The organism is Pseudonocardia sp. TMWB2A (assembly GCF_017312135.1).
In genome coordinates this window covers 5,547,614-5,560,911 of record NZ_QKQY01000002.1, presented here as the reverse complement: position 1 = coordinate 5,560,911, position 13,298 = coordinate 5,547,614, and the positions used below count along the sequence as shown (strand labels likewise).

Here is a 13,298-nt window from a genome sequence, read left to right as displayed (position 1 = left end):
ACGCCATGACCACCGCGACCGTCGTCGGATCCGGGCCGAACGGGCTCGTGGCCGCGGCCGTGCTGGCCCGCGCCGGGGTGGCGGTGACCGTGCTGGAGGCCGCCGACGAGATCGGCGGCGGCACCCGCACGGTGGAGGCGATCGTCCCGGGGCTGCTGGTCGACCACTGCTCGGCGGTGCACCCGATGGCCGTCGGCTCGCCGGTGCTCGAGGAGCTGGACCTGGACCGGTACGGGCTGCGGTGGCGGCTGCCGGAGGTCGACTGCGCCCACCCCCTCGACGGCGGCGACGCCGGCGTCCTGGTCCGCTCGGTCGCCGATACCGCGGCCGGCCTCGGGGCCGACGGCGCGCTGTGGCGTGCGCTGTTCACCGGACCGGTGCGCGACTACGACACCTTCTCCCCGGACTTCCTCGGCCCGCTCGTGCGGATCCCGCGCCACCCGCTGCTGCTGGCCCGGTTCGGTGCGCCCACCGTGCTCCCGGCGGAGGTGCTGGCCAGGGCGTTCCGCACCGAGCGCGGGCGGGCGCTGTTCCTGGGGTCGGCGTCGCACGCGTTCCGGCCCCTGAACCGGCCGCTGTCCTCGGCGATCGGGCTCGGCCTGTTCACCGCCGGGCACCGGCACGGCTGGGGCGTCGCCGAGGGCGGGTCGCGGGCGATCTCCGACGCGCTCGCCGCGGTGCTCGCCGAGCACGGGGCGAAGGTCGAGACCGGGGTGCACGTGCGGTCGGCGGACGAGCTGCCGCCGTCGGACGTCGTGGTGTGGGACGTCGGCCCGGACCGGCTGCCCGCCCTGCTGGGGGATCGGCTGCCGGCGCGGGTCGCGCGGGCCTACCGGCGCTTCCGCCACGGCCCGGCCGCGTTCAAGGTCGACTACGCGGTGGCGGGCGGCGTGCCCTGGACGCACCCCGACGCGCGACGGGCCGGGACGCTGCACGTCGTCGGGTCGGCGGCGGAGAACGCACTCGTCGAGCGCGAGGTGCACGCGGGCCGGATGCCGGAGCGGCCGTTCGTCCTGGTCGGGCAGCAGTACCTGGCCGACCCGTCCCGGTCGGCGGGCGACGTCCACCCCGTGTGGGCCTACGCGCACGTCCCCCGCGGGTACACCGGCGACGCCACCGAGGCGGTCACCGCGCAGATCGAACGGTTCGCGCCCGGGTTCCGGGAGCGGGTCGTGGGCACGATGGTCACCGACCCGGCCGCGTTCGCGGGCAACCCGAACTTCGTCGGCGGCAACATCCTGACCGGGTCCAAGGACCTGCGGCAGCTGCTGCTCGGGCCGCGGACGACGCTGCAGCCCTACGACACGGGGGCGCCGGGCCACTTCCTCTGCTCGGCCGCGACGCCGCCCGGCCCGGGTGCGCACGGGATGTGCGGCGCGCACGCCGCGCGTCGCGCGCTCGCCCACCTGGGCCGCTGAGGGCGGGTCAGACGGGTTCGGGCTCCCCGCTCACGGCCACCACCCCGCCGATGTCCTGGCGCAGCCACGCCAGCAGCGTCGCGTCCTCCAGGGTCAGCGGGACCTCCGGTCCGCCCCACCCCAGACGGGTGGTCGGCCGGTGGACCAGCGCGTCCTCCAGCATCGCGGCCAGACCGTCGGTGGCCCGGACGGTGCGACCGCCGTGCTCCACGGTCCGGCTGCCCGGTACGTCCTCGTCGGCGTGCGGCCCCGTGCTGAGCACGTAGCCGGTCCCCAGACGGTCGTCGAACCCCGTCACCTGCACGACGGCTCCCTCCTGCCGAGTGCGCGAGGTGCCGACGGTAGCGAAACCGGACCCCCGATCAGGGGTTGCGGCGTGTGACCTCGTGCGCGCACCAGGTGAGGAGGGCCGCGCGTGAGTACGGTCACGACCTGCCCCGGTTTGCCGGGACGCTACTCGTTGGTAACAATGAACGTCACAGTGGCACGGCGTGCCGTTACGGCACGAGCAATGGCAGAGTCACCGGCTACGACGGGCGCGACGCCGCGGCCCACCCCCGCTCTGATCGAGAGCGCGCGGCGCAGCACCGTCACGGTGACGCGAGACGGTCCGGACCCGGGACGACCGGGACCGGGACGCGACGAAGGACGACGCGGTGTGCGCGTGGGCGCAGGCCGCCGCGGCAGGAGGTCGAAGAGGTCCTATGAAGATCGTGACCCTGGTGAAGCAGGTGGCCGACACCTACTCGGAGCGGAAGCTGTCCGACTCCGACCACACCCTCGACCGTGAGGGTGCCGAGGCGGTGATCGACGAGATCAACGAGCGCGCGGTGGAGCAGGCTCTGCTGCTGAAGGAGGCTCACGACGGCTCCGAGGTCGTCGTCGTGAGCATGGGCCCGGACCGGGCCACCGACGCGATCCGCAAGGCGCTGTCGATGGGCGCGGACTCCGCGGTGCACCTGTCCGACGAGGCCATCCACGGCTCGTGCGCGGTGCAGACCGCGAAGGCGCTGACCAAGCTGATCGGCACCGTCGACGGCTGGGACATGGTCATCGCGGGCAACTCGGCGTCCGACGGCCAGATCGGTGCGGTCCCGGCGATGATCGCCGAGCTGCTCGGTGTGCCGTCGCTGACCCACGCCAACGAGCTCTCGGTCGAGGGCACCACGGTGAAGGCCAAGCGGGAGACCGACGAGGGCGTCACCCACCTGACCGCGGAGCTGCCGGTCGTGGTGTCGATCGGGGAGAAGTCCAACGAGCCGCGCTACCCCTCGTTCAAGGGGATCATGGCGGCGAAGAAGAAGCCGGTGGAGACCCTCGACCTGGCCGGCGCCGGGATCGACGCCTCCGAGGTCGGTCTGGCGAACGCCCTGACCACGGTCGTCTCCGCCTCGCCGAAGCCGCCGAAGCAGGCCGGCGAGAAGGTCACCGACGAGGGCGACGGCGGCGCGAAGATCGCCGAGTTCCTGGTCGGCCAGAAGCTGATCTGACCCCGGTTCTTCCTGGCTTCCCTCTTCGTTTGGAGATAGAGAATCATGGCTGAGGTTCTGGTCCTCGTCGACCATGTCGACGGTGACATCAAGAAGACCACCTACGAGCTGCTGACCGCCGCCCGCGCGCTGGGCGAGCCGTCGGCGGTCGTCGTCGGTGCCGCAGGCACCGCGGACAAGCTGGCCGACGGTCTGACCGAGCACGGCGCCGAGAAGATCTACGTCGCCGAGACCGACTCCACCGACTTCCTCTCCCCGGAGACGACGGTCCTGGAGTCGCTCATCGGGTCGGCGTCCCCGGCCGCGGTGCTGCTCGCGGCCACCGGCAACGGCAAGGAGGTCGCCGGTCGGCTCGCCGTCCGGACGAACTCCGGGCTGCTGTCCGACGTCGTCGGCGTCTCGGCGGACGGTGTGTCGCACTCGATCTTCGGTGGTGCCTACACCGCCGAGGCCAAGTCGAACACCGAGCACCCGGTCATCACCGTGCGCCCGGGCTCGATCGAGATCGAGGCGGCCGCCGGTGCGGGTGCCCGCGAGAGCGTCGAGGTCCCGGCCCCGTCCGGGCGTGCCGCGACCGTGACCGGCCGCGAGCCGATCCAGGGCGGGTCCCGTCCGGAGCTGACCGAGGCGACCGTGATCGTCTCCGGTGGGCGCGGCGTGGGCTCGGCCGACGACTTCACCGTCGTCGAGGGCCTGGCGGACTCCCTCGGTGCCGCCGTCGGTGCCTCGCGTGCCGCGGTCGACTCCGGCTACTACCCGCCACAGTTCCAGGTCGGCCAGACCGGTAAGTCGGTCTCGCCGCAGCTCTACATCGCCCTCGGCATCTCCGGCGCGATCCAGCACCGCGCCGGCATGCAGACGTCGAAGACGATCGTCGCGGTGAACAAGGACGAGGAGGCGCCGATCTTCGAGATCGCCGACTTCGGCATCGTCGGCGACCTGTTCAAGGTCGCGCCGCAGCTGCAGGAGGAAGTGGCCAAGCGCAAGGGCTGACCCCTTCCGGTCCTCCACCGCGTCGACGCCCGGGTGCTGCGTGCACCCGGGCGTCGACGTGTGTGCGGGGCCTGTTCACCCGCTCCTGCCTGCGACGACACCTGTCCGGGTCCGTTCACCCCGATGCCACCGACGTGTCGTCGCGGAACCGTCCGGGTGTCGCACCCGGCCGGTACCAAGCCGGGTGTGAACCAGGTGATCGTCTCGACCCCGGAGACCGCGGCCCGGCGGTACTCCCTGCTCCTCACGACCGACGACGGCGACGTCGCCGCGGCGCAGGCGCTGCGGCACCGGGTGTTCGCGGGTGAGCTGGGCGCCCGGCTCGACAGCCCCGTCCCCGGCCGCGACGTCGACCGCTTCGACGCCCACTGCGACCACCTCGTGGTCCGCGAGGACGCCACCGGCGAGATCGTCGGCACCTACCGGATGCTCCCGCCGCAGCGGGCGCGCGCCGCGGGCGGCCTCTACGCCGACGGCGAGTTCGACCTCACCAACCTCGACCCGCTGCGCCCCGGGATCGTCGAGACCGGGCGCTCCTGCGTGCACCCCGACCACCGCGGCGGCGCCGTCGTCGGGCTGGTGTGGGCCGGGCTCGCCCGCTACATGCTGCTCATCGGGCACCGCTGGCTGATCGGCTGCGCCAGCGTCTCCCTCGCCGACGGCGGCACCCAGGCCGCCGCGGTCTGGGACCGGGTCCGCGCGAAGCACCTCGCGCCCGAGGAGTACCGCACCGTCCCGCACCGCCCCTGGGACCCGACCGGCGCGCCCGCGGGCCGGGGCGGCGGCATCCCGCCGCTGCTGCGCGGCTACCTGCGCCTGAACACCTGGGTGTGCGGGCCGCCCGCGCACGACCCGGACTTCGGCGTCGCGGACTTCCCGGTGCTGCTGGGGATGGACCACATCGACCAGCGCTACCTGCGCTTCTTCCTGGGCGAGGACGCCGCCGGGGTGACGGGCGCATGACCCTCGCCGCCGGGCCGGAGGGCGACGCCGGCGCGCCCCTCCGCCCGCGCCGCCGGTTCCGTCCGCGCGGCCGTGCCTCCGCCGTCCCGTCCGCCGGGGCCGCGGTGCTGTCGTCCGCTCCGCCGGCTGCCCCGGCTGCCCCGGTGGTCCCGGCGACGGGGGACCCCCGTGGTGCCGTGCACCACCCGGCCCGCGCCGCCCTGCGGACCCCGGTGCACCCGCTCGTCGACCACCCCACGCACCCGCCGGCACCGCCCGCGTCGCGGCGTCCCGGCGGGCCGTGGGCGGCCTGGTCGCCGTGCACCCCGCAGGAGTGCCTGCCCCCGCGTGCGACGACCGGCACGCTGCGCCTGGCCCGCCGTACCGCGGCACTGCTCTCGGTGCTGGCGGTGGCCGTGACCGTCGTCCCGGCCGCCGCGCTGCTCGGCGCCCGCGTGCTGGACCCGGTCCTGCGGGCGTTGCACCGCGCGGTGCTCCGCGCCGCCGGGGTCCGGCTCGTCGTGCGCGGCGGGCCGCTCGCGCCCACGGACGGGCGGGGCGCGCTGGTCGTGGCCGACCACACGTCGTGGATCGACATCCCGGCGCTCGGTGCGATCGGACCGGTCACCATGCTCGCCAAGCGGGAGGTCCGGGACTGGCCGCTGATCGGCGCGCTCGCCGCCCGCATCGGCACCCTGTTCGTGCACCGCGAGGGCCTGTCCCGGCTGCCCGGCACCGTCGCCACCTGCGCCGACGCGCTGCGGGACGGCACGCTGGTCGGTGTCTTCCCCGAGGCGACGACGTGGTGCGGCGCGATCTCCGGGGACTACCGGCGCGCACCGTTCCAGGCCGCGATCGACGCGGGCGCCCCGGTCCGGCCGGTCACCGTCGCGATCACCACCCCGGACGGGCGGCCGACGACGGCCGCCGCGTTCGTCGGCGAGCAGACCCTCGGCGACACCGTCGGCCGGGTGCTGCGGCTGCCCGGCCTGGTCTGCGAGGTCACCGTGGGCGAACTCGTCGAGCCGGGCCCGCACAGCGACCGGCGCGCGCTGGCCGCCCGCGCCCGCGACCGGGTCCGTCACCCGCGCCCGGCCACGACCGCCACGGCCGTGTGAGACGGACGGTCGTCCACGACGGGTTCGGCACGCACCGCTGTCAGGACGGGGTCTACCCTGGAGGCCGATGACGTACCTGGACCACGCGGCGACCACACCGATGCTGCCCGCTGCCGTCGCCGCCATGAGCGACGCGCTCGGCCGCACCGGCAACGCGTCGTCGCTGCACTCGTCGGGCCGCCGCGCCCGGCGCGCGGTCGAGGAGGGGCGCGAGCGGATCGCCGAGGCGGTCGGCGCGCGCCCGTCCGAGGTCGTGTTCACGACCGGCGGCACCGAGAGCGACAACCTCGCGGTCAAGGGCCTGTTCTGGGCCCGCCGGGCCGCGGACCCGCGCCGCACCCGGGTGCTGGTCTCGGCCGTCGAGCACCACGCGGTCGTCGACGCGGCGGAGTGGCTGGCCACCCACGAGGGCGCCCGGCTGCGGCTGCTCGAGGTCGACGCGACCGGCCGCGTCCACCCGGAGACGCTGCGCGCCGCGCTCGCCGAGGACCCGGACGGGAACGCCCTGGTCTCGGTCATGTGGGCCAACAACGAGGTCGGCACCGTCAACCCGGTGCGCGAGCTCGCCGCCGTCGCCCACGAGTTCGGGGTGCCGTTCCACACCGACGCCGTGCAGGCCGTCGGCATCCTCGACGTCGACTTCGCCGCGAGCGGCGCCGACGCCCTCACCCTCACCGGGCACAAGCTCGGCGGCCCCTACGGCGCGGGCGCGCTGCTGCTCGGCCGCGAGGTCACCTGCACCCCGCTGCTGCACGGCGGCGGCCAGGAGCGCGACGTCCGCTCCGGCACCCTGGACGTGCCCTCGCTGGCCGGGCTGGCGACGGCCGTCGTCGAGTCGGTGGCCGCCGCGCCGCGCCGCCGCGTGCACCTGGCCGGGCTGCGCGACGAGCTGGTCCGCGTCGTGCGCACCGAGGTGCCCGACGCGGTCCTGAACGGCGACACCACCGACTCCCGGGTCGACGGCGGTCCCGGCAGGCTGCCCGGCAACGCGCACCTGTCGTTCCCCGGCTGCGAGGGCGACAGCCTGCTCATGCTGCTCGACGCCAACGGCATCGACTGCTCCACCGGCTCGGCCTGCACCGCAGGCGTCGCCCAGCCCAGCCACGTGCTGCTGGCGATGGGCGCCGACGAGTGCACCGCCCGCGGGTCGCTGCGCTTCTCCCTGGGGCACACCAGCACCTCCGCCGACGTGGCCGCGGTCGCCGGGGCCATCGGGTCGGTCGTGGAGCGCGCCCGCAACGCGAGCCGTCGCACCCCCGCGTCGGTCACGAGCTGAGCCGTGCGGGTCCTCGCTGCGATGAGCGGCGGCGTCGACTCCGCGGTGGCCGCCGCGCGGGCGGTCGCCGCCGGGCACGACGTCGTCGGCGTGCACCTCGCGCTGTCCCGCACCCGCGACGCGATGCGGTCCGGGTCGCGCGGCTGCTGCTCCAAGGAGGACGCGGGCGACGCCGCCCGCGCCGCGGACGTCCTCGGCATCCCGTACTACGTCTGGGACCTGTCCGAGGAGTTCACCCGCGACGTCGTGGACGACTTCGTCGCCGCCTACGCCGCGGGGGAGACCCCGAACCCCTGCCTGCGCTGCAACGAGAAGATCAAGTTCGCGGCCGTGCTGGACCGGGCGCTCGCCCTCGGCTTCGACGCCGTCTGCACCGGCCACTACGCCCGGCTCGACCCGGCCGGGCCGGTGCTGCGCCGCTCGGCCGACGCGGGCAAGGACCAGTCCTACGTGCTGGCCGTGCTGCGCGCCGACCAGCTGCGGCACGCGATGTTCCCGGTCGGCGACACCCCCAAGCCGGAGATCCGGGCCGAGGCCGCCCGGCTCGGGCTGCGCGTCGCCGGGAAGCCCGACAGCCACGACATCTGCTTCATCCCCACGGGCGACACCCGCGGCTTCCTGGCCGACCGCCTGGGCACCACCCCCGGCGCGCTCGTCGACGCCGCCTCCGGCGAGACCCTCGGCACCCACGACGGCGTGCACGGCTTCACCGTCGGGCAGCGCAAGGGCCTCGGGATCGACCGGCCGGCCGCCGACGGCCGCCCCCGCTACGTGCTCGGCATCGAGCCGGTCAGCGGCACCGTGCGGGTCGGCCCGGAGGCCGCGCTCGACGTCACCGCGATCACCGCGCGCACCCCCGTGTGGACCTCGGGCGCGGCGCCGGACGCACCGTTCGGCTGCGTCGTGCAGGTCCGCGCGCACGGCGGCACCGCACCCGCCACGGTCACCCCGCTCGACTCCGCCGTGCAGGTGGAGCTGTCCGAGCCGCTGCGCGGTGTCGCCCCGGGGCAGGCCGTCGCCTTCTACCGCCCCGACGACGACGGCGACGTCGTCCTGGGGTCGGCGACGATCACCGGGACGGCCTGACCGAGGTCGCCCGGCGGCGTCCGGCCGGTGGCGCCTGACCGACCGGGCCCGCCGTCGCCCGTGCGCCGAGATGCACCCCAGCGGGCCGCGCGGAGCCGTTCCAGCCCGCTGACCTGCATCTCGGTGAACCCGGGCCTGTCGCACCAACCCCAGCGAGAGCACCGCTCTTGCTTTCGTGCGTCAAACGGTGAACACTGCTCTCATGACGAACCAGCGCTCTCAGATCCACTACCTCGCCCCCGGCCGCATCACCCGCCGGGTGATGAACCCCCTGGTCGCCGGGCTGACCCGGCTCGGCCTCCCGCTCGCCGGCTCCGCGGTGCTCGGCGTCCGCGGCCGCCGCTCCGGCGAGGTCCGCACCACGCCGGTCAACCCGCTGCGCCACGACGGAGCCCGCTACCTCGTCGCCGCGCGCGGCGAGACCCAGTGGGTGCGCAACCTCCGCGTCGCGGGGGAGGCGGAGCTGACCGTCGGCCGTCGCACCGAGCGGGTGGCCGCGACCGAGCTGACCGAGCCGGCCGCCGTCGTCCCGGTGCTGCGGGAGTACCTGCGTCGCTGGGCCTGGGAGGTCGGGGCGTTCTTCGACGGGGTCGACGCCTCCTCGTCCGACGCCGAGATCGCCGCCGTCGCCCACCGCCACCCGATCTTCATCCTGGCCGCATGATCCTTCTCCGTGGAGCCGGGAGCGCCCTCGCGGGCGCCGTGGGCTCCGGGGAGAGGGATCATCGGAGCGAAGGACACGGTGATCGGTGAGAGGCTGTCGCCATGAGCGACCGTGACTACCGAGCACCCGGCCTGCTGGTGCGCCGTGTCCTCAACCCGCTGGTCGGGGCCCTGGCCCAGCGCGGCATCACCCCGGGTGACACGGCCGTGCTCGCCGTCCGCGGCCGGCGCAGCGGCACGGTCCGCACCGTCCCGCTGACCCCGGTCCTGCTCGACGGGACCCGCCACCTCATCTCGCCGCGCGGTGAGACCGACTGGGTCCGCAACCTGCGCGCGGCCGGCGGGAGCGCCGAGCTGCGCGGCCGTGGGGGAGCGGAGCCGGTGTCCGCCACCGAGCTCGACGCCGCGGCGGCCGTCCCCGTACTGCGCGCCTACCTGCGCGGACTCGGCCGGGCCGCCGGGATGCTGTTCGACGACGTCGGTCCCGCCTCCACCGACGCCGAGCTCGCCGCCGCCGCACCCCGCCACCCGGTGTTCGCCCTGGGGTGACCGCCAGGATCCGATGCCGAGCTCGCCGCCGCACCCCACCACCGGTGTCCGCCCTGCGGTGATCACCAGGAGTGGAGCGCCGGGCGCAGCCCACCCGCCGCCGCACTCCACTCCCGGCGATCATGCCCGCCGACGCCGGACCGGGGGCGCACGCACCCGGACGGGACGGCGGAGGACACTGGGGGTGTGACCGTCCCGGACCCCACCGACCCGCTGGCCGCCGCGCTCGCCGCCGCCGGACTCGGCGACGTGCGTCCCGGCGAGACCCTCCCGCCCCCGCCGCGCATCGAGGTCGTCGACGACGCCCCCGCCGAGCCCGCCGCGCCCCGCGCCCTGTGGCCCGCGGGCGTCGGCACCGGCGTCGGCTCGCTGCCCGGCACCGACGTCCGCGAGGCGTGTGCGCTGGTCACCGGCGAGAACCCGGAGTTCCCGGCGCTGCCCGAGCTGCCCGCCCGCGGTGTCGGCGCGGACATGGTCGGCCGCACGGCCGGGCTGCTCGTGGACCTCGCCGTCGAGGTCGTGCCGACCGGCTGGCGGGTCACCGCCCACCCCGGGCGCGACCTGCGCCGGGCCCGCGACCTGATGTCCGGCGACCTGGACGCCTTCGACGACGCCTGCGACCGCATCCGCCCGTCCTGGGTGAAGGTCCAGGTCACCGGCCCGTGGACGCTCGCCGCCTCGGTCGAGCTCGCCGCCGGGCACCGGGTGCTCACCGACCGCGGCGCCGTCCGCGAGTTCGCCGCCAGCCTGACCGAGGGGCTGCGCGCCCACGTCGCCGAGGTGGCGCAGCGGACCGGGGCGACGGTCGTCGTCCAGCTCGACGAGCCCGGCCTGCCCGCCGTGCTCGCCGGGTCGCTGCCGACCGCGTCCGGCTACGGCACCGTCCGCTCGATCGCCGCGCCGGACGCCCAGGACCTGCTCCGGGACCTGATCGCCGGCATCGACACCCCGGTCGTCGTGCACTGCTGCGCGGACCGCCCGCCGATCCGACTGCTCGCCGGGACCGGTGCGGCCGCGGTCGGGATCGACGCCACCCGGCCGGCGTTCGCCGGGGCCACCGCCGAGCCGCGCGCCCTCGACGCGATCGGTGAGACCTGGGACAGCGGTGTCCCGCTGTTCCTCGGGCTGCTGCCCGGCACCGCGCCGGGCCGCGAACCGGCGATCGGCGACCTCGCCCGCATCGGCTACGACCTCGCCGACCGGCTGGGCTTCGACCGGCCGCGCCTGGCCCGGCTCGCCGTCCCGACGCCCGCCTGCGGGCTCGCCGGGGCGACCCCGGCCTGGGCGCACCGCGCGCTCGCCCTGTCCCGCGAGCTGGGGAAGGCCTTCGCCGACCCCGACGAGGTCCCGCCCGCCGACGAGCGCTGACCCCTCGCACGCGCTGCGCGCCCTGCGATGCACCGACCCCCGCCAGCTGATCCACTCCGCGCGCGCTGATCCGCTCCGCGCGCGCTGATCCGCTCCGCGCGCGTGTCCGGACGCGCGCGGCGGGCGGATCACTGCGCGGCGGACGGATCACTGCGCGGCGGACGGATCACCGCACGGCGGGCGGATCACCGCGCGGTGAGGAGGGACCCGCGCCGGTCAGCGCTGCCCGTTCACCTGCTCCGGGCGCACCGCGAGCACCAGCAGCCCACCCGCGACGAGCACCCCGCCGAACAGGTACAGGCTGCTCGCGGTCGACCCCGTGGCGTCGGAGACGAGTCCCACCAGCGAGGTGCTCACGGCTCCGGCGACGTTGCCGATCGAGTTCACCAGGGCGATCCCGGCGGCCGCCCCGACGCCGGACAGCAGCGCGGCGGGCAGGCTCCAGAACGCGGCCTGTGCGCTGGAGATCGCCGCCGCGGCGACCGTCAGCGCGACGAGGGCGAGCACCGTGCTCGACTGGGTCAGCCCGACCGCGACGAGCCCGAGCCCGCCGACGACGGTCGGCACCGCGGTGTGCCACCGTCGCTCGCCGGTGCGGTCGCCGTGCGTGGCGACCGCGACCATCGCCACCACCGCGACCAGGTAGGGCACGGCGGACAGCAGCCCGACGGCCAGGGTGGACTCCACACCGCTGCGGGAGATGATCGTCGGGAGCCAGAAGCTGATCGTGTAGATCCCCAGCGCCACCGCGAAGTAGATCCCGCCGAGCAGCCACACCACCGGGCTGCGCAGGGTGTCGCGGACCGAGGCGTGCGCGCCGGGCTTGGCGTCCTCGTCGGCGGCGACGGCGGCCGCCACCAGGTCGCGCTCGGCGGGGGTCAGCCAGGTCGCGTCGGCCACCCGGTCGTCGAGCCTGCGCAGCACGACCAGGCCGAGCAGCACCGCCGGGACCGCCTCGACGACGAACATCCACTGCCAGCCACGCAGGTCGCCGACGCCGTCGAAGACCTGCATCAGCCAGCCGGACAGCGGTCCGCCGACGATCGTCGCGACCGGGATGGCCGCCAGGAACAGCGCGGTGATCCGGCCGCGGCGGTGTGCCGGGAACCAGTAGGTCAGGTACAGCAGGATCCCGGGGATGAACCCCGCCTCGGCGACGCCGAGCAGGAACCGCAGCAGGTAGAACGTGCCGGGGGAGCTCGCCAGCGCCATCATCCCGGAGACCAGCCCCCAGCTGACCATGATGCGGGCGATCCAGCGGCGGGCGCCGACCCGGTGCAGGACGATGTTGCTCGGCACCTCGAAGAGGATGTAGCCGACGAAGAACACGCCGGCCCCGATGCCGTAGACGGCGTCGGAGAACCAGAGCTCGTCGTCCATCTGCAGGCGTGCGAAGCCCACGTTGACCCGGTCCAGGTAGGACACGGCGTAGCAGACGAACAGCAGCGGGACGAGCCGGAGCGCGACCTTCCGGTAGACCCGGTCGTCGGCGGTGCGTTCGGGGGTGCGGGCGGGGTCGGAACGTGCGGCCATGACCGGTCTCCTCGGCGCTGAGGGTTCTCGACGGCGACCACCATCGACATTCTGAATTCAGAAGTCAACCGTGGGCCGGGACCGGCTCGCGGTCACACGGGGCTCAGGAGGCCGCGGTGTCGGTGTCCCCGGAGTGCTCGGCCGCGAGCGCCTCCAGGATGAGCTGCTCGCCGTGTTCGGCGTGTCGGCGGGCCAGTGCCTCGGCCCGGTCGGCGTCCCCGGCGACGACGGCGGCGAAGATCGCCGAGTGGTCCTCCCAGACCCAGCGGGGCGCGCTCCCGCGGAACAGCAGCTCGCCCATCACGCGCTGCACGTTGCGCCAGATGACCGCGGCGCTCTCGACCAGCAGCGGGTTGCCCGAGTGCTCGGTGACGAACCGGTGGAAGTCGATGTCGGCGGCGACCATGCCCGCGTAGTTCTTGTCGGTCTCGGCCCGCTGACCGGCTGCGACCAGCGAGAACCCGTACGACGCCTGGTCCGCCGTCAGTCGCCCGGCCGCGCTGCGGGCGGCGTAGCCGTCGAGCACCGCGCGCAGTCCGTAGAGGTGGCGGACGAAGTCGGCGTCGACCGGTGCGACCTCGAGGCCGCGCCGGCCGAAGTCGCGGAGCATGCCCTGGTTGCGCAGCAGCAGCAGGGCCTGCTGCACGGGCTGGCGCGACACCGAGAAGCGCTCGGCCAGCTGCTCCTGGCGCAGCGGGGTCCCCGGCGTCAGCTTGCCGGTGCAGATGTCGTCGACGATCGCGTCGTAGACCTGCTGCACCCGCGAGGGCGGGGCCGGGAGGGCGGTCATCGGGCCGGTCCTTTCGCGCCGTGAGATGTCCCGTGGGACAACGGATCGAGCTTACCCAGCGGCTGATTCACC

The 13,298-nt window shown here is 75.3% G+C and carries 13 protein-coding genes; 10 read left to right on the top strand and 3 right to left on the bottom strand.

The window, feature by feature from the left end; genetic code table 11:
* The first annotated feature begins 5 nt into the window (after positions 1–5).
* Positions 6–1,418, top strand: a complete 1,413-nt coding sequence (locus DMP17_RS40640; RefSeq protein WP_337832335.1) for a phytoene desaturase family protein — start codon at positions 6–8, stop codon at positions 1,416–1,418.
* Positions 1,419–1,425: 7 nt separating this feature from the next.
* Here the strand turns inward: DMP17_RS40640 and DMP17_RS40635 are convergent, their stop codons facing one another.
* Positions 1,426–1,722: a hypothetical protein gene (locus DMP17_RS40635; RefSeq protein WP_062397226.1), complete on the bottom strand. Its 297-nt coding sequence runs from the start codon at positions 1,720–1,722 to the stop codon at positions 1,426–1,428.
* A 400-nt stretch (positions 1,723–2,122) separates the two neighbouring features.
* On the opposite strand from DMP17_RS40635, the gene DMP17_RS40630 reads away from it, so the two are divergent.
* The 9 genes from DMP17_RS40630 to DMP17_RS40590 all read left to right on the top strand — a co-directional run bounded on the left by DMP17_RS40630 (position 2,123) and on the right by DMP17_RS40590 (position 10,903).
* Entirely contained in the window at positions 2,123–2,908 is a 786-nt protein-coding gene (locus tag DMP17_RS40630; RefSeq protein WP_226350159.1) for an electron transfer flavoprotein subunit beta/FixA family protein, read from the top strand.
* Positions 2,909–2,953: 45 nt separating this feature from the next.
* A complete protein-coding gene (locus tag DMP17_RS40625) occupies positions 2,954–3,901 on the top strand; it encodes an electron transfer flavoprotein subunit alpha/FixB family protein (RefSeq protein WP_226350160.1) in 948 nt (315 codons plus the stop codon).
* A gap of 195 nt (positions 3,902–4,096) precedes the next feature.
* Positions 4,097–4,864 carry a GNAT family N-acetyltransferase gene (locus DMP17_RS40620; protein ID WP_337832800.1) on the top strand — a complete coding sequence of 256 codons (768 nt, stop codon included), beginning with the start codon at positions 4,097–4,099 and terminating at the stop codon, positions 4,862–4,864.
* Entirely contained in the window at positions 4,861–5,961 is a 1,101-nt protein-coding gene (locus DMP17_RS40615; protein WP_337832334.1) for a lysophospholipid acyltransferase family protein, read from the top strand. Before DMP17_RS40620 ends, DMP17_RS40615 begins: the two co-directional genes overlap by 4 nt.
* Before the next feature lie 67 nt (positions 5,962–6,028).
* A complete protein-coding gene (locus DMP17_RS40610; protein WP_337832333.1) occupies positions 6,029–7,237 on the top strand; it encodes a cysteine desulfurase family protein in 1,209 nt (402 codons plus the stop codon).
* Positions 7,238–7,240: 3 nt separating this feature from the next.
* Positions 7,241–8,323, top strand: a complete 1,083-nt coding sequence (mnmA, locus tag DMP17_RS40605) for a tRNA 2-thiouridine(34) synthase MnmA (RefSeq protein ID WP_226350163.1) — start codon at positions 7,241–7,243, stop codon at positions 8,321–8,323.
* Between the two features lie 202 nt (positions 8,324–8,525).
* The gene (locus tag DMP17_RS40600; RefSeq protein ID WP_226350164.1) at positions 8,526–8,987 is read left to right on the top strand and encodes a nitroreductase family deazaflavin-dependent oxidoreductase; all 462 of its coding nucleotides are present in this window, start codon (positions 8,526–8,528) and stop codon (positions 8,985–8,987) included.
* A 101-nt stretch (positions 8,988–9,088) separates the two neighbouring features.
* Entirely contained in the window at positions 9,089–9,535 is a 447-nt protein-coding gene (locus DMP17_RS40595; protein ID WP_226350165.1) for a nitroreductase/quinone reductase family protein, read from the top strand.
* 285 nt (positions 9,536–9,820) lie between these two features.
* Complete coding sequence (locus tag DMP17_RS40590; RefSeq protein ID WP_443217995.1) at positions 9,821–10,903, top strand: methionine synthase; 1,083 nt, start codon at positions 9,821–9,823, stop codon at positions 10,901–10,903.
* Positions 10,904–11,119: 216 nt separating this feature from the next.
* Here DMP17_RS40590 and DMP17_RS40585 read toward each other — a convergent pair whose 3' ends face one another.
* Both DMP17_RS40585 and DMP17_RS40580 read right to left on the bottom strand, forming a co-directional pair.
* Entirely contained in the window at positions 11,120–12,436 is a 1,317-nt protein-coding gene (locus DMP17_RS40585) for an MFS transporter (protein WP_337832332.1), read from the bottom strand.
* Between the two features lie 103 nt (positions 12,437–12,539).
* Positions 12,540–13,226: a GntR family transcriptional regulator gene (locus DMP17_RS40580; protein ID WP_226367410.1), complete on the bottom strand. Its 687-nt coding sequence runs from the start codon at positions 13,224–13,226 to the stop codon at positions 12,540–12,542.
* Between the last annotated feature and the right edge of the window lie 72 nt (positions 13,227–13,298).

Bases quoted from the DNA above. Each gene is read 5' to 3' on its own strand.
- DMP17_RS40640 (WP_337832335.1), top strand. From the start codon at position 6: ATGACCACCGCGACCGTCGTCGGATCCGGGCCGAACGGGCTCGTGGCC.
- DMP17_RS40630 (WP_226350159.1), top strand. From the start codon at position 2,123: ATGAAGATCGTGACCCTGGTGAAGCAGGTGGCCGACACCTACTCGGAG.
- DMP17_RS40625 (WP_226350160.1), top strand. From the start codon at position 2,954: ATGGCTGAGGTTCTGGTCCTCGTCGACCATGTCGACGGTGACATCAAG.
- DMP17_RS40615 (WP_337832334.1), top strand. From the start codon at position 4,861: ATGACCCTCGCCGCCGGGCCGGAGGGCGACGCCGGCGCGCCCCTCCGC.
- DMP17_RS40610 (WP_337832333.1), top strand. From the start codon at position 6,029: ATGACGTACCTGGACCACGCGGCGACCACACCGATGCTGCCCGCTGCC.
- DMP17_RS40600 (WP_226350164.1), top strand. From the start codon at position 8,526: ATGACGAACCAGCGCTCTCAGATCCACTACCTCGCCCCCGGCCGCATC.
- DMP17_RS40595 (WP_226350165.1), top strand. From the start codon at position 9,089: ATGAGCGACCGTGACTACCGAGCACCCGGCCTGCTGGTGCGCCGTGTC.
- DMP17_RS40585 (WP_337832332.1), bottom strand. From the start codon at position 12,436: ATGGCCGCACGTTCCGACCCCGCCCGCACCCCCGAACGCACCGCCGAC.
- DMP17_RS40580 (WP_226367410.1), bottom strand. From the start codon at position 13,226: ATGACCGCCCTCCCGGCCCCGCCCTCGCGGGTGCAGCAGGTCTACGAC.